Raw genomic sequence first — 21,529 nt, 5'->3', positions numbered from 1 at the left:
TAGCAGAAATCTTTATTTATCAAGAAGGAAATACTGCTTTCATAGGCATCATTTTTCCATGTGACCAAAATTATTTTAATCCCTTAGTCAATCTATTTCTTTGCCTATGCAATTATAGAGGGGGCGTCATACTATACAAACGAAAGGTAAAATATTTTGGAGGTGTTAATAAAATGCAGGAACAAATGTCATCTCAAGCAAAGGAACTAATTTGTATCAATGTCGAAAAAGTTTACGATTGGGTTGTCAAAGAACTGTCATTTGAAAGTTTTCCAACGAGCCCAATAAGATTCCCTGGTTTACCACATGACGCTCATACTAGAGGGGCTAGCGTTACATGCCAAGTATGTCCATCACACGAAGATCCTGTTGTTATTAAGAATCGTGAAACTCGTACGTTTACAATTGAAGGATCATCTGTTCGCTTACAGCAGCTTACGATTCAAAAGAACTTTAAAGTAACGATCTGTATTACTTTAGCAAACGGAACAATGTATACAAGTGATAGCTTCCATATTTCACGCAGCGAACACGTTGTAATGTGTGCACCGGAAGGAACAAATGTAGATGTTACTTATACAAATCTTGACTGCTTCGTATCCTCTACAGGCACATTGCATAATAATGGTAACCATACTATCACGTTTTCTGATTTAGCGCTGTCAATTTCAGTTTGCCAAAGCATCCAATCAACTTTCCCAGTTACAGTTGAGTTTTATGCAAAATACTGTGAACCAAGAGCAGATTTATCAGCTGCTTGCTCGCCAGGTACTCGACCACCTAATTGTTCGGTAGTCTTTCCATAGTATTTGTAAGCGGTGCTAATTCTAACTTAATGGTCATAAAATAAAGGAAGGGGAATCCCTTTCTTTATTTTGCTTTCATAAGCAAATGCACTACATATCCTGTAATTCCCAAAAGGAGGAGTAAATCTGACAACGTCCCAGAGTCAACTAGAAGCAAAGATTAAAACACTTCAAAAGGAAACTCAATCCTATCTGCGAGAAATTAAGGAACATATCGAGAAGCTTCCAAAATCTAAAAATATTAATGTAATCAGTTATTTTACTACTTCTCTAAATATTTCCCATAGCCTGGAACAAGAAAGCTTATGCTTTGGCTCTTATCATATTTACAATATCGGAAATGAACCATTACTTAACCCATATATATCGATAAAAATGCCTGAGAACTCTCCGTTTTCTTTTAGCGGTAGATATGTTCGTGAAGGATTCAGCCAAAGTTTTAATGGCCCAAATGAATGGATACGCCTAGCAGATAGCACAAACAAAAATGAATTTCTGCTGAAACCGCTTAGTAAATTGGAACTTAAACCGAATGAAATTATCTCATTTTCAAATTTTCAAATTAAGTGGTCACCAAACGAATCATACTCAGGTAGTATTACCGGTTTCACCTATTGTGATCAATTACAAGATGGCATCGCTGCGGTCAACCCCATCAATCTGAGTGTCATCAGCCTTGGACAGGAGGAATAGCCTTGAATCACTTTGACGAAGAAGAGCATGTTGGGGTCTTACCAATAGAAGACATTTTAAGACAACTTACAAAAGAACACATTTCCGATTTCAACCATCAAGAAAATAATAATAGCTTTATTTTTTTAGAAAAAAGTTCCCTGAATTTATTATTAACTTATCTATTATCGAAACCACAAACTGAACCACCTACAACTCCCGAAATAAATGTCGAGCTACAGGCTAAAAGTGAGGCGTCAGTATTAAAGGCTATAGAAGAAATTGATCAATTAATGAATGATAACGAAAAGGAATTTCAAGCCATCCTTCGTTTATTAAAAGAAATTACATGATTGGAGGGATAAACCGTAGCAAATGAAAGCCTTCAAAATAAAGACACGCTTCAATTACAACAAATGATCATCTTTTTGAAATCTGAACTTGTGAAATCTCAAAATGAAATCGATAAATTTCAAAAGAATGATTACTATTCCTTGGCCATTAGTCTTGAACAGGAAAATAACCTATTAACCAATCAGAAAAAAGAACTGTCGAGGGAACTTCTCAATTTAAAGAGAACTTTTGAAAAGGAAATGAATAAACTTCACGAGGATATTCAATCTCGTGAAAATCAGAGACTAAAATTAATCTCGTCTATTGGGGCATTAGTACAAAAGAAAAATGAATTACTAGAAGAAAATAAAAAGTTAACAAAGACCATTAAAGAAACACAGAACGAAGAAGTGGCTCAGCCTAACCTTCACTCGCCGGAACACATTGCAAAAGACTATGTAAAAGCAATTGAAAACATCGACAATACCTTACATGATTTTATCCAAAAAAATTCTCAGCAACTGTCTTTAATAAATGATGAATTGTTAAAAAATAGAAGTGAAGTTATCGATATTAATCTATATTTATTAAAAGAAATAAAAAATAAAAGCAGTAAAATAGATATGCTCATGCGTGAAATTGAAGATCTAAAAGAACAGCATTATAAACAGCTTCTATCCTTCTTAGATAATAAACCTACGGATAGTTCCGCAGCTCTCCCACAATTAGATACTCAAGTACAAAACGTATTATCTCAAGCAACAAACTTCGAAGATCAACTAGACGAAAAATTACGTATACTAGACGATTTGGAGAGCGAATTGAATCAACTTGCTAAAAAGGTTGATAAGCATAAAGTCGACAATTAAATTCAAGAAGGTATGTTTATTATTGGATACTAATAAAAGGGCGATACTTATTACGTATCGCCCCACTTAAATTATTTAAAAGTTCTCCAGCCAATATCGCTACGGAAGAAGAAGTTAGTCCATTCTTTTTTTGCAAGCTCGGCATATACCTTCTCTTGAGCTTCTTTTAAATTTGATGCTTCCGCTGCTACTAATAGCACTCGTCCGCCATTCCCTACATATTGACCATCGACTAGCTTTGTACCTGCGTGATATACCGGTAATTCCAAATCAGTCAACTCTGGCAATTTATGTCCTTTCACAACATCTCCAGGATACCCTTCTGCTGCTACAACAACACCAAGCATCGCTTCTTCCTTCCACTTTAAATCAAATGGCTTTTCTGTCATTAAGCTCATCATGAATTCACCGAAATCCGATGCCATACGTGGCAATACTACTTGCGTTTCAGGGTCGCCGAAGCGTGCGTTGAATTCAATTACCTTTGGACCTTTTGAAGTTAAAATTAAACCGGCATATAGAATACCTGTAAACGATACCCCTTCAGCTTCCATTGCTTTTACAGTAGGCTCAACGATTGTTTCATACGCCACTTTTACAATGTCTTCTGAAATTTGTGGTACTGGTGAATACGCACCCATACCGCCCGTATTTGGACCTTTATCACCGTCATACGCTCGCTTATGATCCTGTGCGATGACCATCGGATAAATTTGACCTTTATGTACAAATGACATAAAGCTGAACTCCTCACCATCAAGGAATTCCTCAATTACGACGCGAGATGAAGAATCACCAAAGCGTTGATTACCAATCATATCTTCAACCGCTTCGATTGCTTCTTGTTCTGTCATCGCCACAATTACACCTTTACCTGCTGCTAAACCGTCTGCTTTAATAACAATTGGCGCACCTTGCTCTTTAATATAGGCAACTGCCTTTGAGCTTTCCGTAAATGTTTCATGCGCAGCCGTTGGAATGCCGTACTTGTTCATAATTTCTTTTGCATAGGATTTCGAGCCTTCAATTTGTGCTGCTGCTTTTGTTGGACCAAAGATGACTAAGCCTTGCTCATTGAAGTAATCAACAATGCCTTCCGCTAATGGTTGCTCAGGACCAACGAATGTCAAAGCTACATTATTTTCCTTTGCAAAGTCTACTAATTCTGCGAAATTTAATGCATCGATTGCTACGATTTCTGCGTCTTGCTTCATACCGTCATTACCTGGTGCGACAAAAACTTTTTGTACTGATGGTGCGTTGTTAAATTGTTTAGCGATTGCATGCTCGCGACCGCCACTACCGATTACAAGAATGTTCATATATGAGCTCTCCTTCTAATGAAAAATTGGTACTAAAAAAACGCCCGCCAAAAATTAGGCGAGCGTTTTTCATTAATGGTCGTTAACACCGCGCTACCCGACCAAAAGTAGCACTGTGCTTATTACAATCAATGATCATTTGTTATTAACGGTGCATCCCCCGGCCAAAGTTGATGCAAGTTAATAATTGTATTTTTCCGATGAGGACCCGGCCAAGAATCGCTACATCGTCTTATTTATCCCTCTTCCGGCCAGAAAGAAGAACAAATAATGCATTTGCAAACGCTTCTGCTAACGTCCGGCCAGAACATTAGCGAAACATTATTCTATTATAAAGCTTTAGTAAAAATTTCGCCACTAGATTTACTTCAGATATCAAGTTTTGTGTATACTTCACAAATTAGTGTTTAAAGTGACGAACACCTGTGAACACCATTGTAATACCTGCTTTGTTTGCAGCATCAATTGAATCTTGATCTTTAATTGAGCCACCAGGTTGGATAATTGCTGTAATACCTGCTGCAATTGCGGCTTCTACAGTATCCGCCATCGGGAAGAATGCATCCGATGCAAGTGTTGCACCTTTTGCTTTTTCGCCCGCTTGTTCGAATGCGATTTTTGCCGCACCTACACGATTCATCTGACCAGCGCCAACACCTAACGTCATTTGCTTGTCTGTTACAACGATTGCATTTGATTTTACATGTTTTACAACTGCCCAGCCAAGCTGTAACGCTTCCCACTCTTCTTCTGTTGGTTCACGATCTGTTACAACTTTAATGTCTGCATTCCCAAAGCCAAAACGGTCTGGCTCTTGAACAAGTAGACCACCTTCAACTGATACAACGTTGAACTCGTCTTGTTTCGCTTGTGCAAAGTCGATTGTTAATAGGCGAATGTTTTTCTTCGCTTGTAAAATTTCTAACGCTTCTGCTGTAAAGCTTGGCGCAATGATAATTTCTAAGAAAATGCCTGATAATTTTTCTGCAGTCGCTTTATCTACTTCCATGTTTAGTGCAATAATGCCACCAAAAATTGAAGTTGAATCTGCTTCGTATGCTTTATCGAATGCTTCTTCAATTGTTACACCTGTACCTACACCACAAGGATTCATATGCTTTACCGCTACGGCTGCTGGCATTTCGAATTCTTTTACGATTTGAAGCGCTGCATTTGCATCTTGAATATTGTTGTACGATAATTCTTTACCGTGTAATTGCGTTGCATAGGCAATCGAGAAGTCCGAGCCTAAACGTTTTGCGTAGAACGCTGCTTTTTGGTGAGGGTTTTCACCGTAGCGCAATGTTTGTTTTAACTCATACGTTAATGTTAAGTTTTCTGGGAAATCTTCACCAATCGCACTTGTTAAATGGTTTGAAATATACGAATCATAAGCCGCAGTATGACGGAATACCTTTGCTGCTAATCGTCGGCGTGTTTCTAATGTAGTTTTACCATCTGCTTTTAATTCTTCTAAAACAGTAGCGTAGTCTGTGCTATCCACGATTACAGTTACATAATCATGGTTTTTAGCTGCTGAACGTAGCATTGTTGGACCACCGATATCGATGTTTTCGATTGCGTCATCCCAAGATACGTTTGGTTTTGAAATTGTTTCTACGAATGGGTAAAGGTTTACACATACGATTTCGATAGGCTCAATACCGTGCTGCTCCATTTGTGCAACGTGTGATGGCTCATCAAATTTCCCTAATAGACCACCATGAATCATTGGATTTAATGTTTTTACACGACCATCTAAAATTTCTGGAAATTTTGTTACTTCGTCAACCGCTGTTACGGGTACGTTGTTGTCTTGTAATAATTTCTTTGTTCCACCTGTAGAAAGTACTTCATAGCCAAGTGCTACTAATTCTTTTGCAAATTCTAAAATTCCATTTTTATCTGAAACACTAATAAGTGCACGTTTCGTCACGACTAGGTCCCCCAATTTTTTTGTTTTCATATCCGGTAAGCGCAAGCCCTCTCATGGAGCGACTTAAGCGGAAATTATTGTTCAAATAACTGCTTTAATGTACTCGTATAAAGTGCATGTTCTAATGTGTGAACACGTGCTTCTGTTCCTTCACGGTCACCTTCAATTACGTCAACTGCGCCTTGTGCGATAATTGTTCCTGTATCCATCCCGGCATCGACATAATGTACTGTTACACCGGTTACTTTAACACCATGCGCCATTGCTTGACCAATGGCATCTTTACCTGGAAATGAAGGAAGCAACGATGGGTGAATGTTTATGATACGGTTTTCATACGCCGCTAATAAATTCTCACCTACTAAGCGCATATAGCCCGCTAAAACAACCCACTCAACATCTTTTTCTTTCAGGTACTCAATGATTTTTGCTTCATAGGCTGCTTTGTTTTCATACGTTTTCGGCGCAAGCTCCAATACTGGAATGCCGAAATTATTTGCACGTGTGACAACAAATGCACCTGGGTTATCTGTAATAACAAGCTCAATATTGGCATTTACTTCGCCATGCGCGATTGCTTCTTGAATTGCTTGAAAGTTTGAACCACTTCCCGAAGCAAACACTGCAATTTTCGTTGTCATTACACTAGGCTCCCATCATGCTCGCCTTTGAATATTACACCTTCACCTTTTACAACGCGACCAATAGTGTATGCTTTTTCACCATTTGCTTCTGCTGCTGCGATTACTTTCTCTACTTCACTTGCCGGTACAGCCATAACAAAACCAATTCCCATGTTAAATACATTGTAAAGGTCTTTATCTGCTAATTGGCCTTTGTCTTTTAAAAATTCAAAAACGCGTAATACTGGCCAAGCACCTAAATCAATTTCAGTTGCTAATCCTTCTGGCATCATACGTGGTAAGTTTTCATAGAAGCCACCACCAGTTACGTGCGCACAGCCATGGACATCTGCCGCTTTAAGAGCTGCTAAAACAGGCTTTGCATATAATTTTGTCGGTATTAATAATGCTTCACCAATCGGACCTAAATCTTCATAGCCTTCTACTACAGCATCTACCGCATAATCATTGTCTGCAAATACGATTTTGCGCACTAACGAATAACCGTTCGAGTGTACGCCGCTTGATGCAAGACCAACTAACACGTCACCTTCTGCAATATTTTCGCCAGTAATGATGTCTGCTTTCTCACAAGCTCCTACCGCAAATCCAGCTAAATCGTACTCATCTTCTTCATAAAGACCTGGCATTTCCGCTGTTTCGCCACCAATTAATGCTGCACCAGATTGCACACAGCCGTCTGCTACACCTTTTACAATTTGCTCGATTTTTGCAGGTTCTGCTTTTCCAACCGCTACATAATCAAGGAAATAAAGTGGTTCCGCGCCTTGTGCAACGATATCGTTGACACACATTGCGACACAGTCTACACCGATTGTGTCGTGCTTATCGACCATGAATGCTAGCTTTAACTTTGTCCCAACACCGTCTGTACCTGAAATAAGAACTGGTTCTTTTAAGTTCAGTGCAGATAAATCAAACATACCGCCAAAGCCGCCGAATGTGCCCATCACACCTAAACGATTTGTGCGCTCAACGTGTGATTTCATACGTTTTACTGCTTCATAACCTGCTTCAATATTAACGCCTGCTTGTTCATATGCTTTTGACATAATGTACTTGCTCCTCCTTAAATTACGAGAGGGTGCATTCGTTTAAATTACGAATGCATTCCTCTCATCAACCGTTTAACAGTCTTTTTCATGTGGTAATACTGTGTCTGGGAAAATTTCTGTTGGATATTTCCCAGTAAAGCATGCTAAGCAAAGCCCACCATTTTCGTCTTCAAATGGACGATTTGTTGCTTTTACCATTCCTTCAACCGATAAGAATGTTAACGTATCTGCTCCAATTGCTTCACGAATTTCTTCAACATTATGGCTTGAGGCAATTAACTCTTCATGTGTCGATGTATCGATTCCATAAAAACACGGATCTGTCATTGGCGGAGAAGAAATTACAACATGTACTTCTGCTGCGCCTGCATCTTTTAACATACGAACAATTCGTTTTGAAGTTGTACCGCGTACGATTGAATCGTCTACCATTACAACGCGTTTCCCTTTTACTACTTGAACAACTGGCGAAAGCTTCATTTTCACACCACGTTCACGTAATTCTTGTGTTGGCTGGATAAATGTACGACCAACATAACGGTTTTTAATTAAACCAAGCTCATACGGAATCCCACTTTCTTCTGAGAAACCAATCGCTGCAGAAATCGATGAATCTGGAACGCCTGTCACAACATCTGCTTCAATATGTGCGCATTCACGTGCAAGCTCTTTTCCCATACGTTTACGTGCCATATGAACGTTGACATTGTCAATATTCGAATCTGGACGTGCTAAATACACATATTCCATCGCACACATTGTACGTTTATCTTTTTCTACAAAGCTATCTACTTCAATACCATTATCTGAAATAACTAACAGTTCCCCTGGTTCTATATCTCGAACAAATTCTGCACCGATTAAATCAAATGCACAAGTTTCAGAAGCAACTACGTATGCCTCACCAAGCTTCCCTAATGAAAGCGGGCGTAAACCATTACGGTCACGTGCAACAATCATTTGATTATTCGTTAAAATAATAATTGAGAAAGCACCCTTTAATAACGATAACGCTTCTTTTACTTTTGAACGGAATGGGGATTGCTTTGATTTTTTAATTAAATGAACGACTACTTCCGTATCAGAAGTAGAATTAAACAAACTACCAGAGCGCTCTAAAAATTGCTTTAAATGATTCGCGTTCACTAAGTTTCCATTATGCGCAATTGCTAATGAGCCTGTAGATGAACGGAATAACAGTGGTTGAACATTTTCTAGTCCCTTCCCACCTGCAGTTGCGTAACGTGCATGGGCGATTGCAGCATGACCTGTTGCTTTTCGTAATTTTTCTTCATTAAATACTTCATTTACAAGCCCTTCACCGCGTACAGCCCTAAACTGATTCCCGTCTGTTGTGACGATACCAGCTCCTTCCTGTCCTCGATGTTGCAATGCGTGTAAGCCGTAATAACTTAATTGGGCTGCATCTTGGTTACCCCAAATACCAAACACACCACATTCTTCATTTAAGCCTCTGATTTCAGCAAGCATGGAATTGCTCCTTTCCAAGCAGAACGGAATTCCTCCACAGTACCTTCAACAAGTACGCCAGTTTCACCGTTGATTGTTAATTTTGCGTCTTCTGTTACTGTACCGATTTTTTGTGCATCTATTACAAGTGCTTCAAATGCTTCTACATTTTCAGCTTTAACGGTTAATACAAAACGTGATTGTGATTCAGCAAATAAAGCCGTTGTTGCTGAACCTGTTAATGTTGCTTCAATACCTAAGCCTTTTGCAGCAAATGTTTTTTCTGCAAGTGCTACGGCAACACCGCCTTCAGAAACGTCATGTGCAGATTGTACAAGTCCAGCACGAATCGCTGCTAAAATAGCTTGTTGACGAGCTGCTTCGACTGTTAAATCGATTGCTGGTGCTTTACCAGAAATATTACCATCGATTAATTTTTGTAATTCAGAGCCACCAAATTCAGTAGTTGTTTCACCGATTACGTACACTACATCACCAGCAGCTTTTACTTCTTGTGTTGTTACATGTTTTAAATCTGTTACTAAACCAACCATACCGATTGTTGGTGTTGGGTAAACCGCTTCACCTGAACGTTCGTTATACATAGATACGTTACCACCAATTACCGGTGCATCTAATGCTAAACATGCTTCCGCGATACCGTCAGCTGATTTTTGAATTTGCCAGAAGATCTCTGGTTTTTCCGGGTTACCGAAGTTTAAGCAGTCTGTAATCGCAAGTGGTTGTCCACCTGAACATACGATGTTACGTGCTGCTTCAGCAACTGCGATTTTTCCACCCGTTATTGGATCTAAATAGATATAGCGAGAGTTACAGTCTGTTGTCATCGCTAATCCTTTATTTGTGCCACGTACACGTAATACAGCAGCGTCAGAACCTGGTGCTACTACTGTGTTTGTGCGTACTTGATAGTCATATTGATCGTAAACCCACTCTTTAGAAGCAACTGTTGGCGCTTTTAATAGTGAAGTTAACGTATCCTTGTAATCTGTTACTTGTGGTTCGGCGTTTTCCATCGCTTGGAACTCAGCAAAGTAAGCTGGCTCTGCTTCAGGCATAATGTAAACTGGTGCATCCTCAGCAAGTGCATCTGCCGGTACTTCTGCTACCACTTCACCGCCATGTAATAAACGAAGCATTTTATCTTCCGTTACACGACCTACTGCTACTGCATCTAAGTCATATTTATCGAAAATCGCTTTAATTTCTTCTTCACGACCTGCTTTTACAACGATTAACATACGTTCTTGAGACTCAGATAACATCATTTCGTAAGCTGTCATGTTTGTTTCACGTTGCGGTACTAAGTCTAAGTTCATTTCTACTCCTGTACCAGCTTTTGAAGCCATCTCTGCTGAAGATGAAGTTAAACCAGCCGCACCCATGTCTTGAATACCTACTAGCGCATCTGATTTTACAACCTCTAAACAAGCTTCAAGGAGAAGTTTTTCCATGAATGGGTCACCAACTTGTACAGCTGAGCGACTTTCTTCTGTATCTTCTGTTAATTCTTCAGAAGAGAATGTTGCACCGTGAATACCGTCACGACCTGTTTTTGCACCAACATACATCACTGTGTTACCTACACCTGCTGCAACACCTTTTTGAATGTCTTTATGGTCGATTAAACCAACACACATCGCGTTTACAAGTGGGTTTCCTTCGTAGCACGGGTCGAACTGAATTTCGCCACCTACTGTTGGAATCCCGATACAGTTACCATAACCAGCGATACCCGCAACAACTTCTTCAAATAAGTATTTACCACGCGCTGTTTTTAACTCACCGAAACGTAAAGAGTTAAGCATCGCAATTGGACGCGCTCCCATAGAGAATACGTCACGGATAATACCGCCTACACCTGTAGCTGCACCTTGGTATGGCTCAATTGCAGAAGGGTGGTTGTGTGATTCCATTTTGAATACAACCGCTTGCTCGTCACCGATGTCAACGATACCAGCACCTTCACCAGGACCTTGTAATACTTGAGGACCTTTTGTTGGGAATTTGCGTAATACTGGCTTCGATTTTTTGTATGAGCAGTGCTCAGACCACATTACTGAAAATAGACCTGTTTCTGTCCAGTTTGGAATACGACCTAATTTTTCAATCGCTAAATCAAACTCTTCATCTGTCATACCCATGTCCGCATAAAGACGTTGCTCTTTAATTTGCTCTGGTGATGGCTCGAATTTAGTTGTTGACATGTTGTTCCCTCCACTGCTTAACAATTGATTTGAATAATTTAAGACCGTCAGCACCGCCAACGATTTCGTTCGCTGCACGCTCTGGGTGAGGCATCATACCAAGTACGTTACCTTCTTTGTTAATGACTCCAGCAATATCCGCTAAAGAACCGTTTGGATTTTCACCTTCATATGTGAATGCGATTTGGTTATTCGCCTTAAGCTCTGCTAATGTTTCCTCGTCACAGTAGTAGTTTCCTTCACCGTGTGCGATTGGAATATTAATTACTTCGCCAGCTTCGTACTGGTTTGTGAACAATGAATCGTTGTTTTCAACTTTTAATTGCACTGTGCGACACATGAATTTTAAGTTTTTGTTGCGGATTAACGCGCCAGGTAAAAGATTCGCTTCCGTTAAAATTTGGAATCCGTTACATACGCCTAATACTGGCTTGCCTGCTGCTGCGAATTCCTTTAAAGCTTTCATTACGTTTGATTGGTTGGCCATTGCGCCACAGCGTAAATAGTCACCATATGAGAAACCACCTGGAACTAACGCACCGTCAAAGCCTTCTAAAGAACTTTCCGTGTGCCAAACGTATTCTACTTCTTCACCTAATTCGTCTTTGATCGCATGATACATGTCGACGTCACAGTTAGACCCTGGGAAAACGAGTACTGCAAATTTCATAGTATTATGCCTCCTCGATTTCGTAACGATATTTCTCGATTACCGTGTTAGTTAATACTTTTTCGCACATTTCTTTTACGATTGCATCTACATCACGAGCAGTATCACCGATTTCCACTTCTAAATATTTTCCAATACGAACATCATTAACTTCACCATAACCGATTTTTTGTAATGAACCTTGAACAGCTGAACCTTGTGGGTCTAAAATACTTTCTTTTAGTGTTACGTAAATTTTAACTTTCTTCATGACTTATTTGCCTCCAAGTTTTTGTAAAATAATTTCATATACTTCAGTAATACTGCCTAGATCACGGCGGAATACGTCTTTATCAAGCTTTTGATTTGTTTCAGTGTCCCATAAACGACAAGTGTCAGGAGAAATTTCATCGGCAAGAAGTACATTGCCATCCTTGTCACGACCAAATTCTAATTTAAAGTCGACTAATGTCACACCAACTGCAGAAAAGATTGGACGTAGCACTTCATTTACTTGCAGAGCTTTGTCGTATAAATCTTGTACTTCCTTTGGTGTTGCAATACCTAACACATCGATATGCTCCGTTGTAATAAGTGGATCACATAAAGCATCGTCTTTGTAATAAAACTCAACGATTGGGCGCTTTAGGCTTGTCCCTTCTTCAAAGCCTAGACGCTTTGCTAAGCTTCCCGCAGCGATATTGCGTGTTACTACTTCAATTGGAATAATTTCGACTTTACGTACAAGCTGTTCGTTATCTGAAAGGCGTTTCACGAAATGTGACGCAATTCCTTTTTCTTGTAGTTTTTCAAAAATTAAAGTCGTGATTTGGTTATTTAAATTTCCTTTACCCACAATTTCGGCTTTTTTCTCACCGTTAAATGCTGTGGCACTATCTTTATATTCAACAAATAGAATTTCTTCATCCTGTGTTGTATATAATCGTTTTGCTTTACCTTCGTACAAAAGTTGACCTTTTTCCATGACGTATTCCTCCAAATAGTTAATAGTTGATTAGTTAAGTCCTAAACGTTCGAAAATGAAATCGACTTTTTGAATGTGATAGTTGTAATCGAAGCAGTCACTGATTTCTTCAGGTGAAAGATATGAAGTGATCTTTTCGCTTGCTTCTACTAATGGTCGGAACTGAATTTGTTCATCCCATGCGCGTGCTGTTAACGGTTGAACCGTATCATACGCCTCTTCACGAACTAAACCTTTATCTATTAATGCAAGTAGGATGCGCTGTGAGTAAATTAACCCAAATGTACGCTCCATATTGCGTTTCATATTTTCAGGGAATACGGATAAGTTTTCGATAATGCTGCCGAAACGATTTAACATGTAGTTTAATGTAATCGTAGCATCTGGAATAATGACACGTTCTGCTGATGAGTGTGAAATATCACGTTCATGCCAAAGTGACACGTTCTCGAAAGCAGTTAGCATATAGCCGCGCATTAAGCGTGCCATACCTGTCATATTTTCAGAGCCGATTGGGTTACGTTTATGCGGCATTGCCGAAGAACCTTTTTGACCTTTTGCAAAGCCTTCTTCTACTTCGCGTGTTTCAGACTTCTGTAAGCCACGCACTTCTGTTGCAAACTTTTCAATAGAAGTGGCAATTAACGCAAGCGTCGAGAAGTACTGTGCATGGCGGTCACGTTGTAATGTTTGTGTTGAAATTGGTGCAGCTGCTAAGCCAAGATGCTCACATACATACGCTTCAACTCGAGGATCGATATTGGCATATGTACCAACTGCGCCACTCATTTTACCTGTTTCAATCACTTTTGCCGCCGCTTCGAAGCGCTCAATATTACGCTTCATTTCTTCGTACCAAAGAGCAAGCTTTAAACCAAATGTTGTTGGCTCTGCATGCACACCATGTGTACGACCCATGCAAACGGTATTTTTATGTTCTTGGGCTTTGTTCTTAATAATTTCTATAAATTTAGTTAAATCTTTGCGAAGGATATCATTCGCCTGTTTGATTAAATAAGAAAGTGCTGTATCAACTACATCTGTTGAAGTTAAACCGTAGTGTACCCATTTACGTTCTTCACCAAGTGCAGGTGTTTCAGAGACAGCGCGAGTGAACGCAACTACGTCATGACGCGTTTCCTTTTCGATTTCATAAATTCGATTAATATCGAAGTCGGCATTCGCACGTAATTTAATAACATCTTCTTTTGGAATTTCGCCAATTTCAGCCCAAGCTTCACAAGCTAATATTTCTACTTCAAGCCAAGCTTGATATTTATTTTCTTCAGTCCAAATTGCGCCCATTTCGGGACGAGTATAGCGTTCAATCATCTTTTTTATGCTCCTTCTACTCTGGCCAAATACCAGATTCCTTGATTTGTTTTAATGTCGTATTTAAATCTTTTGTCATGATTGTTACATGACCCATTTTACGATTAACTTTTGCTTCTGATTTACCGTAAAGGTGTACTGACCAATCTGGATATTTCGAAATAGAGTTTGTTAAAGATACAACATGCTGCCCTAGCACATTCACCATGATTGATGGTGCCCATAATTTTGGTTTACGTAATGGCCATCCACATACAGCACGAATATGCTGTGTGAATTGTGAAATATTGCACGCCTCAATTGAGTAATGACCAGAGTTATGTGGTCGCGGTGCGCATTCGTTGATGACAATGCTACCATCTTCAAGTACGAACATTTCTACTGCTAATGTGCCGACTAGCTGTAAGTAGTCTGCAATTTTCATTGCCGCTTCTTCTGCTAACGCTGCTGTGTTAGCTTCGATGCGTGCAGGCACAATTGTTTCATGTAAAATATGATTGACATGAGTGTTTTCGCCTACTGGCAAGCAGTATGTTTCGCCATGTCCATTACGCTGAACAATAACGGAAATTTCTTTCGTAAATGGTACAAAGCCTTCTGCAATGCATTGTGAATGTTCAAATAAACCTCGTGCAAGTGGCAAATCATCTGCTGATTTTAACAGCTGTTGTCCTTTGCCATCATAGCCTCCGCGTGCCGTTTTTACGATACATGGGTAGCCAATCTCATGAATTTGTGCTGTAAGCTGTTCATAAGTATCTGCCACAACATACGGTGCTACCGGACAACCAGCCTTAACAATCATCGCTTTTTCAGTTACACGATTTTGTGTAATTCGAACAAGCTCCGCACCTTGTGGAACATAGGCAATTTGTGTAAGACGATTTAAGCCTTCGTAATCAATATTTTCAAATTCATACGTAATCACATCACTTACTTCTGCTAATTCCTCAAGCGCTGCCTCGTCATCATAAGCTGCTACAATGCGAATGTCTGCTACTTGTCCACAAGGTGAATCCATTGTTGGCTCTAAAACAGCAATTTTATACCCAGCTTCTTTTGCTGCCACCGCCATCATTCGACCAAGCTGACCGCCACCAATTATGCCGATCGTTTGTCCAGGATAAATCATTTTTGTCACGTTAGGTCACCTGTGCTTTCTAAAACTTGTGCTTTTGTTGCTTCACGGCGCGCGTCAAGCTTTGCTGCAAGTTCTACATCAAAGGCTCCTAAAATTTGAGCAGCTAGCAAACCAGCATTTGTTGCGCCAGCTTTGCCAATTGCGACAGTTGCTACTGGTACACCGCCTGGCATTTGTACGATTGACAGTAGGGAATCAAGGCCATTTAATGCACGAGATTGTACTGGTACACCAATAACCGGTAATGTCGTTTTTGCTGCAACCATTCCTGGTAAGTGGGCAGCCCCACCTGCTCCAGCAATGATCACTTGGATACCACGGCTACGTGCACTCTCTGCATATTCAAACATTAAATCAGGTGTGCGATGCGCAGAGACAACCTGCTTTTCATAAGGTACTTCAAGCTCCTCTAAAATGTCGCACGCATGCTTCATTGTTTCCCAGTCACTTGAACTTCCCATAATAACGCCAATTTTCGGATTCATGAGTTTCGCTCCTTTAAACATCTTCTCCACTTACGTTTCGCTTTATTTATCCTTATTCAGTAAAAACTCACTGATTGTAGATAATTCCTCAGCAGGTGTGTTAGATTTTTTTCGAACACTCCTAAAAAATCTGTACACTATTTCGCTAAGGCGTAATTTACTTAATAAAAAAATCCCCAAATAAACTACTCTCTACGCATGAGAAAGCAGATTACTTGAGGACTTTTTAGAAAAGAATATGAAGATGATAGCATCCGATCCACACCCTTTAAATTAATCGTACCAAAAGTTGCTTTCCCACATAGTCCGGTATTTACGGTGCCGGGTAGAGACACTAGAGCCATATTCTCTAGCATATATGAGGGATAAAATGTTTTTCCTGTACACATTTTAACAAGGCTTTCACAGAAAATCAATACAAAAATACGAACAATAAATTTTAGCGAAACAATATTGTTCGGTTTTAAATCGTTATTTCAATTATTCTTCATACAATATGCCTTTGAATTGAATTTTTTGACGTAAGTATACCGGTTCTCCATTTACTTCCTCAAAAACAGGTTCTTCTTTACGTCCAAATGGCATATAACCATCCTCCTTCATTCGGTCAAGACATTGCTCGATTGTTTCACTTTCTTGTACTTCATACCATACTTGCTTTTTGGTCAAACTGGTCATCCTTCCGACTTTAAATATCGCTCTAACTATAACATTTTACACAATCTGCTACCTAATAGAACGAGTTAAATTTGTGAACGAACTGTCACAATTTTTGTGGAATTAAAAAGAGGAGTACTATTTCAGCACTCCTCGTTGTTTATTTTGTGAATTCCATTTGCTCCGTAATTGCTAACACTTGTTCAAATGTTAAATCGGGATTTTCAAAGATGACATTGTAGCGTAAACCTTGTTCATCCCATTGCAGTAACTTAAAGTACTCCGAATCCATCTTTGTCCCTTGTTGTTTACGCACTTCAATTGTATCCTCCTCATCACCTATTTGTTCTATAGGTTTAAATACAGATAACGTAAATTGTGGCTCGTCATTTTTCGTATAGGTTAAAGCAATCTCTCCTGTATCGGGCATGTTCATATCTTCAATACTTTCTAATTTATAACCCGTCGATTCAGGAAAGATTAAAAACGCACCTAATTTTTCAGTCGCTTCTTCCATTGTTAATTGCGCAGGTGGCTCATTTTTTACCATTTCTATGGTCGCATCTTCTGGTAAATCTGCTACAAATAGTTCATCTTTAATTTTGGCATTTGGCTCAAACTTTGTGAACTCTACTGTCATCGCCATGTCTTCAGTTGAAGTAACTGATTTTAAGGTCATCCACGTCTTTTTGTCGACCCAAATTTCCATATCGCCATATAACGAGCCAGACTTTTTCTCCTTCGCAATTAAATGATAAGTCTCATGCCCTGCGATTTTTTCTTGTTCACCAATTGTAATATCATGTGAATCCTGAACTTGCTCTAATAGGCGTAGTGCCTGCTCTTTTAATGTAAGCTGTACAAAGCCATCACCATTTGATGAAATATCCATAATCATTGCGGTATTTGTTGATTTCGTATAGGAAGTTAATGTTTTCCCATCATTAATGGCCAGCGACTCCTCACCTGTTGAATCAATAATTTCCACACGATTTTTGCCGTTCTTTGCCCATTGCTTTGAAAGAACTTCTGTTCCATCTTCCATCGTAATTTTATATTCTGCATAATACGAAGTTAGCTCAGATGTTTCTTGCATCGCCTGATTTAAAATTTCTTGAGGTGAATGCTCCTCTGTGCTGCTACATGCTGCTAATGATAATGTTAAAATGAGTGCTGCTGAATAAATCACTTTTTTCATAGTTCTCGCTCCTCGATTTTTGGTAGCCATATGATCATGGCGGTTTTATTTGATTGTGAAACTGCCTGAATAGTTCCGTTATGCTTTTCAATAATTTGTTTGGCAATACTTAATCCTAGCCCCGCTCCACGTTGCCCTACACTACTGCGCGACTCATCTAATTGATGCAGTGGTTCAAATATTTGCTGACACTGCTGTTCGGTAAGCATCACCCCACTATTTTCAATCACCATATATAAGCCCTCATTCGTAAAATATTGGATTAAATGGCTCCATTCACGCGGAATGATTTCACTTTCAAACGCAGCTATCGCAATATCGCCTCCGATATTGGTATACGTCCAAGCATTCGATACAACATTGTCGACAACACGCATTAGCTGTTTCGGATTGACCAAATAATTATTTTCAAGCTGAATCATCGTTAATCCCTTAAAGCCTTTTTCTATACTAATCTGTTCATAATCACTAAGCAGCATCTCGAAAAATTCACGACCATCCACTTCTACAAGCTCCATATCATACGTATTCGACTGTAGCAATGTAAACATCATTAAATCATCCAGTAACTGCTTCATATAATCCGATTTGCCGTGAATGATTTGCAAATATTCCTGTTGTTCCCGTTCACTTAGCTTCCCTGCAAGCAAGCTCTCTGTATAGGCTTGAATCGATGTTAGCGGCGTTTTTAAATCATGCGAAAGACTAGCAATCATAAATTCCTTTTGACGCTGCTCACTATTTAGCTTGTCTCGTGTTGCAAGGATCTCCAGTTGCATCATTTGAAAATTGTCCGTTAGCTCACCTAACTCATCTTTTTGAACTATCAATGTTGTAGTAGACTCTCCTTTTGCAAAGAACCGCATTTGTTCAATTAACTGCTTTACTGGACGATTTAAACGGTGATTTAAAAAATACACGACTGCACTATATACTAGAAGCAACACAATGATTAAACTCCCAATTACAAACGCTGATTTTGAATTTACTTCCTCCAGCCACTCCGTACGAGCAAGTGTAATTTTATAGACACCTTTAATTGCACCATCTTTATATACAGGTTCTTTATAAACAAAAGTTTTATAGTTTTGCTTAAGCTCATACAAGTTTTTATACAATGAACTTCTCGCTTCAAAATTGCTATATCCGCTCAGTGGATCGGAAGAATAATAAATTTTGCCATTTGGGCTATACAGTGTAATCATTAATTGATTGGATGTTAATGCTTCAATTTCTTCAAAACGTTGCTGGCTCGTATAAAGGGCTTGGTTGCTTAATAGTTTTTTTAACTCTGTCACCTGCGACCATGTATTAAAATATTCATCTACATTTTTGTCTTGATAATAGGCATTGATTGACACATATAACCCGTAAAATGCACCAAGTGGAATGAGCATGACAAGCAAATAAGTTAACAATAACCATGATTTAATTTTCATAGCTGCTCACCGATAAAACGGTAACCCTTTCCCCAAACCGTTTCAATGAAATAAGGTTTTCTAACTGGATCATTTAATTTTTCGCGTAACGCTTTGATATGTACGGTCACCGTATGTGTTTGATCGAGTTCCGTCTGTTGCCATACATGCGTATAAAGTGCCTGTTTCGTAAACACTTCTAATGGGTGCTGTACGAATACTTTTAACAGTGCATATTCCTTTTGTGTTAAATTTACTTTCTCTTCGTGCACATAGACGAGCTCTTTACTAAGGTCCATCATTAAGCCCTGTGTAAATTGTAATTTTTCCTCTTGCACATTTACTTTATTGTATCGTTGCCAACGTCTTAATTGAGATCGAACACGAGCCTTTAGCTCTTCTAACGAAAACGGTTTGGCTAAATAATCGTCGGCATCTTGCAAGCCTTCTACTTTATCAGCATCTTCGCTTTTTGCGCTTATCATAATAATCGGTACGTCACTTTGCAGACGGATATGCTCAATCATTGTCAGCCCATCCATTTCAGGCATCATCCAATCAACAAGCACTAACGAATAGCTGCCGGCAGAAAAATCTTCTAATCCTTCAATACCTGTCGTTGCCCACGTCACAAAATAACCTTCCTTCGTTAACGTATCCTTTATAATTCGCGCAATTTCACGATCATCTTCTACTAAAAGAATTTGCTCCATTTAGTTCGCCTCCTGTAATTACTATAACAATCATTTCATTGGAAATTGGAAACTTTATAATTTCTTTATTTTTTAGTATAACTTTTATCCCGCATTAAGGGACAATAGGGCGAGCCACTGTCTCTAAAAGCTCGATTGATGAAGGCTAATGCTCAGTGTGGGATGAGGAAAACCCCCACCGAGCAAAGTTTCACTTTTTTTCAAATAAAAAAGGAGCTGTCCAAAAAGTGATTTTTTTTGGACAGTGCTCCACTCATGTGTTAATTATCAGCTGTGGTGGTTCTTCTGCGATGGTCAGAAATAGGAACAAATTCTAAAACCATCACTTCATGTGACAACGCATTCATGAACAGCATCGTGCTAGCCTCCATCCTCAGCACAAAGGAGGCGTCCCAAAATTGCTTTCCGGACGCCCCCTTCACTGTATACGTTCTCCTGCACGGTTATATCCCTGGCGATCATAGCCATCACTATTAAAGCCTTCTTTGTCTAAGCCTATGCTATCAAACCCCGATCGATTGTAGCCTTCCTTATCATAACCTTCTTTATTAAAACCACTTTGGTCATAGCCTGCTCGATTATAGCCTTCTCCATTAAATCCTTTCTTATTATAACCACCCTTGTCATAACCAAGTTCATTATAGCCCTGTGCGTTAAAGCCTTCTTGTGTTTTGCCATTTCGATTATAGCCTTGTTTATCGTAGCCCTCTCGATTGAAGCCTTCCCGGTCATAGCCTTTCTTATTGAAACCAGCCTGGTCATAACCTTCTACATCAATTCCCGCAGCAGTAAAGCCCTCTCGATTATAGCCCTTTTTGTTGTAGCCTTCTCGACTATACCCATCCTTGTCATACCCCGCCTGATTATAGCCATCTTCATGAAAGCCTGCTCGATTGTAACCCATCTGATTAAAACCACCGCGATTATAACCATCTCGGTCTAAACCGTCTTTATTAAAACCATATACATTAAAACCTTTATTATCTAAGCGTGTACCATTTTTATGGATACCCTCTTTATTAAATCCATATTTATTGATTCCTTTTCGGTTAAAACCATTTTTGTCATAGTTATCTTTATTAAAGCCGTCCTTATAAAATCCTTCTCGATTCCAACCTTCTTTATTGAAGCCTATTGAATCATAGCCAAAGCAATCATAGCCAGAAATGTATTTTTTCCCGGTTAAATGGATTCCTTTTGCATCGAACCCATTATCGTCATAATATTTCCGATTGCGTGTTTTGCCATTTTCGCCAAAGCCACGTACATCATAACCATGATCATCATATTTCGTACCATTTTTATGAATACCATATACATTAAAGCCACGATCGTCATACTGTTGTTCAAGTAGCAAAGATTTAGATGAAAATAACTTTTTGAAAAATCCAACCATACGCAATCAAACCTTTGTTTAAATTTATCTTCATTTTACCTTATTCAGTAAGAAATACATACTATTTATTTTGAAGCTATTCTATTTCTAAAGAACTATTTTCTATAGTAATCTTAATCAAAGCACAAAAAAACCACTGATTACTCAGTGGTTTTCTTTCGTGCGAAGCGACGTTCTACTCTCACAGGGGGAAACCCCCAACTACCATCGACGCTAAAGA

At 39.1% G+C, this 21,529-nt stretch carries 20 protein-coding genes and 1 riboswitch; of the genes, 3 read left to right on the top strand and 17 right to left on the bottom strand.

Annotated elements, in window-relative coordinates; translation table 11 throughout:
- The first annotated feature begins 173 nt into the window (after nucleotides 1–173).
- From LZ480_RS14425 to LZ480_RS14415, 3 genes are all read left to right on the top strand, one after another.
- A complete protein-coding gene (locus tag LZ480_RS14425; protein ID WP_241370246.1) occupies nucleotides 174–806 on the top strand; it encodes a BMQ_0737 family morphogenetic spore coat protein in 633 nt (210 codons plus the stop codon).
- 695 nt (nucleotides 807–1,501) lie between these two features.
- Nucleotides 1,502–1,831, top strand: coding sequence for a hypothetical protein (locus tag LZ480_RS14420; RefSeq protein ID WP_241370245.1), 330 nt, complete (start codon nucleotides 1,502–1,504; stop codon nucleotides 1,829–1,831).
- A 75-nt stretch (nucleotides 1,832–1,906) separates the two neighbouring features.
- Nucleotides 1,907–2,680: a coiled-coil domain-containing protein 22 gene (locus tag LZ480_RS14415; protein WP_241370244.1), complete on the top strand. Its 774-nt coding sequence runs from the start codon at nucleotides 1,907–1,909 to the stop codon at nucleotides 2,678–2,680.
- A 71-nt stretch (nucleotides 2,681–2,751) separates the two neighbouring features.
- On the opposite strand, the gene purD is transcribed toward LZ480_RS14415, so the two are convergent.
- The 17 genes from purD to LZ480_RS14330 all read right to left on the bottom strand — a co-directional run bounded on the left by purD (nucleotide 2,752) and on the right by LZ480_RS14330 (nucleotide 21,309).
- A complete protein-coding gene (purD, locus tag LZ480_RS14410) occupies nucleotides 2,752–4,002 on the bottom strand; it encodes a phosphoribosylamine--glycine ligase (RefSeq protein WP_241370243.1) in 1,251 nt (416 codons plus the stop codon).
- Nucleotides 4,003–4,402: 400 nt separating this feature from the next.
- Nucleotides 4,403–5,938, bottom strand: coding sequence for a bifunctional phosphoribosylaminoimidazolecarboxamide formyltransferase/IMP cyclohydrolase (gene purH / locus LZ480_RS14405; protein ID WP_241370242.1), 1,536 nt, complete (start codon nucleotides 5,936–5,938; stop codon nucleotides 4,403–4,405).
- Between the two features lie 74 nt (nucleotides 5,939–6,012).
- On the bottom strand, nucleotides 6,013–6,579 hold the full coding sequence (gene purN / locus LZ480_RS14400; protein WP_241370241.1) for a phosphoribosylglycinamide formyltransferase: 567 nt from the start codon (nucleotides 6,577–6,579) through the stop codon (nucleotides 6,013–6,015).
- Nucleotides 6,579–7,634, bottom strand: a complete 1,056-nt coding sequence (purM, locus tag LZ480_RS14395; RefSeq protein WP_241370240.1) for a phosphoribosylformylglycinamidine cyclo-ligase — start codon at nucleotides 7,632–7,634, stop codon at nucleotides 6,579–6,581. The genes purN and purM overlap by 1 nt, the downstream gene beginning before the upstream one ends.
- Nucleotides 7,635–7,709: 75 nt before the next feature.
- On the bottom strand, nucleotides 7,710–9,128 hold the full coding sequence (gene purF, locus LZ480_RS14390) for an amidophosphoribosyltransferase (protein WP_241370239.1): 1,419 nt from the start codon (nucleotides 9,126–9,128) through the stop codon (nucleotides 7,710–7,712).
- Nucleotides 9,104–11,335 carry a phosphoribosylformylglycinamidine synthase subunit PurL gene (gene purL / locus LZ480_RS14385; RefSeq protein ID WP_241370238.1) on the bottom strand — a complete coding sequence of 744 codons (2,232 nt, stop codon included), beginning with the start codon at nucleotides 11,333–11,335 and terminating at the stop codon, nucleotides 9,104–9,106. The genes purF and purL overlap by 25 nt, the downstream gene beginning before the upstream one ends.
- A complete protein-coding gene (gene purQ, locus LZ480_RS14380) occupies nucleotides 11,322–12,005 on the bottom strand; it encodes a phosphoribosylformylglycinamidine synthase subunit PurQ (RefSeq protein ID WP_241370237.1) in 684 nt (227 codons plus the stop codon). The genes purL and purQ overlap by 14 nt, the downstream gene beginning before the upstream one ends.
- A 4-nt stretch (nucleotides 12,006–12,009) precedes the next feature.
- Nucleotides 12,010–12,255 (bottom strand): phosphoribosylformylglycinamidine synthase subunit PurS, encoded by a 246-nt coding sequence (purS, locus tag LZ480_RS14375; RefSeq protein WP_241370236.1) that lies wholly within the window; start codon nucleotides 12,253–12,255, stop codon nucleotides 12,010–12,012.
- Nucleotides 12,256–12,258: 3 nt separating this feature from the next.
- Nucleotides 12,259–12,969 (bottom strand): phosphoribosylaminoimidazolesuccinocarboxamide synthase, encoded by a 711-nt coding sequence (gene purC, locus LZ480_RS14370; protein ID WP_241370235.1) that lies wholly within the window; start codon nucleotides 12,967–12,969, stop codon nucleotides 12,259–12,261.
- 30 nt (nucleotides 12,970–12,999) lie between these two features.
- Nucleotides 13,000–14,301: an adenylosuccinate lyase gene (purB, locus tag LZ480_RS14365; protein ID WP_241370234.1), complete on the bottom strand. Its 1,302-nt coding sequence runs from the start codon at nucleotides 14,299–14,301 to the stop codon at nucleotides 13,000–13,002.
- Between the two features lie 16 nt (nucleotides 14,302–14,317).
- Nucleotides 14,318–15,442, bottom strand: a complete 1,125-nt coding sequence (gene purK, locus LZ480_RS14360; RefSeq protein ID WP_241370233.1) for a 5-(carboxyamino)imidazole ribonucleotide synthase — start codon at nucleotides 15,440–15,442, stop codon at nucleotides 14,318–14,320.
- Nucleotides 15,439–15,927, bottom strand: coding sequence for a 5-(carboxyamino)imidazole ribonucleotide mutase (purE, locus tag LZ480_RS14355; protein ID WP_241370232.1), 489 nt, complete (start codon nucleotides 15,925–15,927; stop codon nucleotides 15,439–15,441). Before purE ends, purK begins: the two co-directional genes overlap by 4 nt.
- A 282-nt stretch (nucleotides 15,928–16,209) precedes the next feature.
- Nucleotides 16,210–16,309: riboswitch (purine riboswitch) on the bottom strand.
- A gap of 98 nt (nucleotides 16,310–16,407) precedes the next feature.
- A complete protein-coding gene (locus LZ480_RS14350; RefSeq protein ID WP_241370231.1) occupies nucleotides 16,408–16,596 on the bottom strand; it encodes an NETI motif-containing protein in 189 nt (62 codons plus the stop codon).
- A gap of 148 nt (nucleotides 16,597–16,744) precedes the next feature.
- Nucleotides 16,745–17,782: a LolA family protein gene (locus LZ480_RS14345; protein ID WP_241370230.1), complete on the bottom strand. Its 1,038-nt coding sequence runs from the start codon at nucleotides 17,780–17,782 to the stop codon at nucleotides 16,745–16,747.
- Nucleotides 17,779–19,221, bottom strand: coding sequence for a sensor histidine kinase (locus tag LZ480_RS14340; protein ID WP_241370229.1), 1,443 nt, complete (start codon nucleotides 19,219–19,221; stop codon nucleotides 17,779–17,781). The genes LZ480_RS14345 and LZ480_RS14340 overlap by 4 nt, the downstream gene beginning before the upstream one ends.
- Nucleotides 19,218–19,913, bottom strand: coding sequence for a response regulator transcription factor (locus tag LZ480_RS14335; protein ID WP_241370228.1), 696 nt, complete (start codon nucleotides 19,911–19,913; stop codon nucleotides 19,218–19,220). The genes LZ480_RS14340 and LZ480_RS14335 overlap by 4 nt, the downstream gene beginning before the upstream one ends.
- 418 nt (nucleotides 19,914–20,331) lie before the next feature.
- Entirely contained in the window at nucleotides 20,332–21,309 is a 978-nt protein-coding gene (locus LZ480_RS14330) for a hypothetical protein (protein WP_241370227.1), read from the bottom strand.
- Nucleotides 21,310–21,529 lie beyond the last annotated feature (220 nt).

Source organism: Solibacillus palustris, from assembly GCF_022549215.1.
Taxonomy (GTDB): domain Bacteria; phylum Bacillota; class Bacilli; order Bacillales_A; family Planococcaceae; genus Solibacillus; species Solibacillus daqui.
The sequence above is the reverse complement of the archived record's forward strand: the minus strand, read 5'-3'. Positions and strand labels throughout refer to the sequence as shown.

Excerpts from the sequence above, each read along its gene's own strand:
- purM (WP_241370240.1), bottom strand. The coding sequence starts at position 7,634 with ATGTCAAAAGCATATGAACAAGCAGGCGTTAATATTGAAGCAGGTTAT.
- purE (WP_241370232.1), bottom strand. The coding sequence starts at position 15,927 with ATGAATCCGAAAATTGGCGTTATTATGGGAAGTTCAAGTGACTGGGAA.
- LZ480_RS14345 (WP_241370230.1), bottom strand. The coding sequence starts at position 17,782 with ATGAAAAAAGTGATTTATTCAGCAGCACTCATTTTAACATTATCATTA.
- LZ480_RS14335 (WP_241370228.1), bottom strand. The coding sequence starts at position 19,913 with ATGGAGCAAATTCTTTTAGTAGAAGATGATCGTGAAATTGCGCGAATT.
- purQ (WP_241370237.1), bottom strand. The coding sequence starts at position 12,005 with ATGAAATTTGCAGTACTCGTTTTCCCAGGGTCTAACTGTGACGTCGAC.
- purS (WP_241370236.1), bottom strand. The coding sequence starts at position 12,255 with ATGAAGAAAGTTAAAATTTACGTAACACTAAAAGAAAGTATTTTAGAC.
- LZ480_RS14330 (WP_241370227.1), bottom strand. The coding sequence starts at position 21,309 with ATGGTTGGATTTTTCAAAAAGTTATTTTCATCTAAATCTTTGCTACTT.
- LZ480_RS14340 (WP_241370229.1), bottom strand. The coding sequence starts at position 19,221 with ATGAAAATTAAATCATGGTTATTGTTAACTTATTTGCTTGTCATGCTC.
- purF (WP_241370239.1), bottom strand. The coding sequence starts at position 9,128 with ATGCTTGCTGAAATCAGAGGCTTAAATGAAGAATGTGGTGTGTTTGGT.
- purB (WP_241370234.1), bottom strand. The coding sequence starts at position 14,301 with ATGATTGAACGCTATACTCGTCCCGAAATGGGCGCAATTTGGACTGAA.
- purD (WP_241370243.1), bottom strand. The coding sequence starts at position 4,002 with ATGAACATTCTTGTAATCGGTAGTGGCGGTCGCGAGCATGCAATCGCT.
- LZ480_RS14425 (WP_241370246.1), top strand. The coding sequence starts at position 174 with ATGCAGGAACAAATGTCATCTCAAGCAAAGGAACTAATTTGTATCAAT.
- purC (WP_241370235.1), bottom strand. The coding sequence starts at position 12,969 with ATGGAAAAAGGTCAACTTTTGTACGAAGGTAAAGCAAAACGATTATAT.
- purN (WP_241370241.1), bottom strand. The coding sequence starts at position 6,579 with ATGACAACGAAAATTGCAGTGTTTGCTTCGGGAAGTGGTTCAAACTTT.
- purL (WP_241370238.1), bottom strand. The coding sequence starts at position 11,335 with ATGTCAACAACTAAATTCGAGCCATCACCAGAGCAAATTAAAGAGCAA.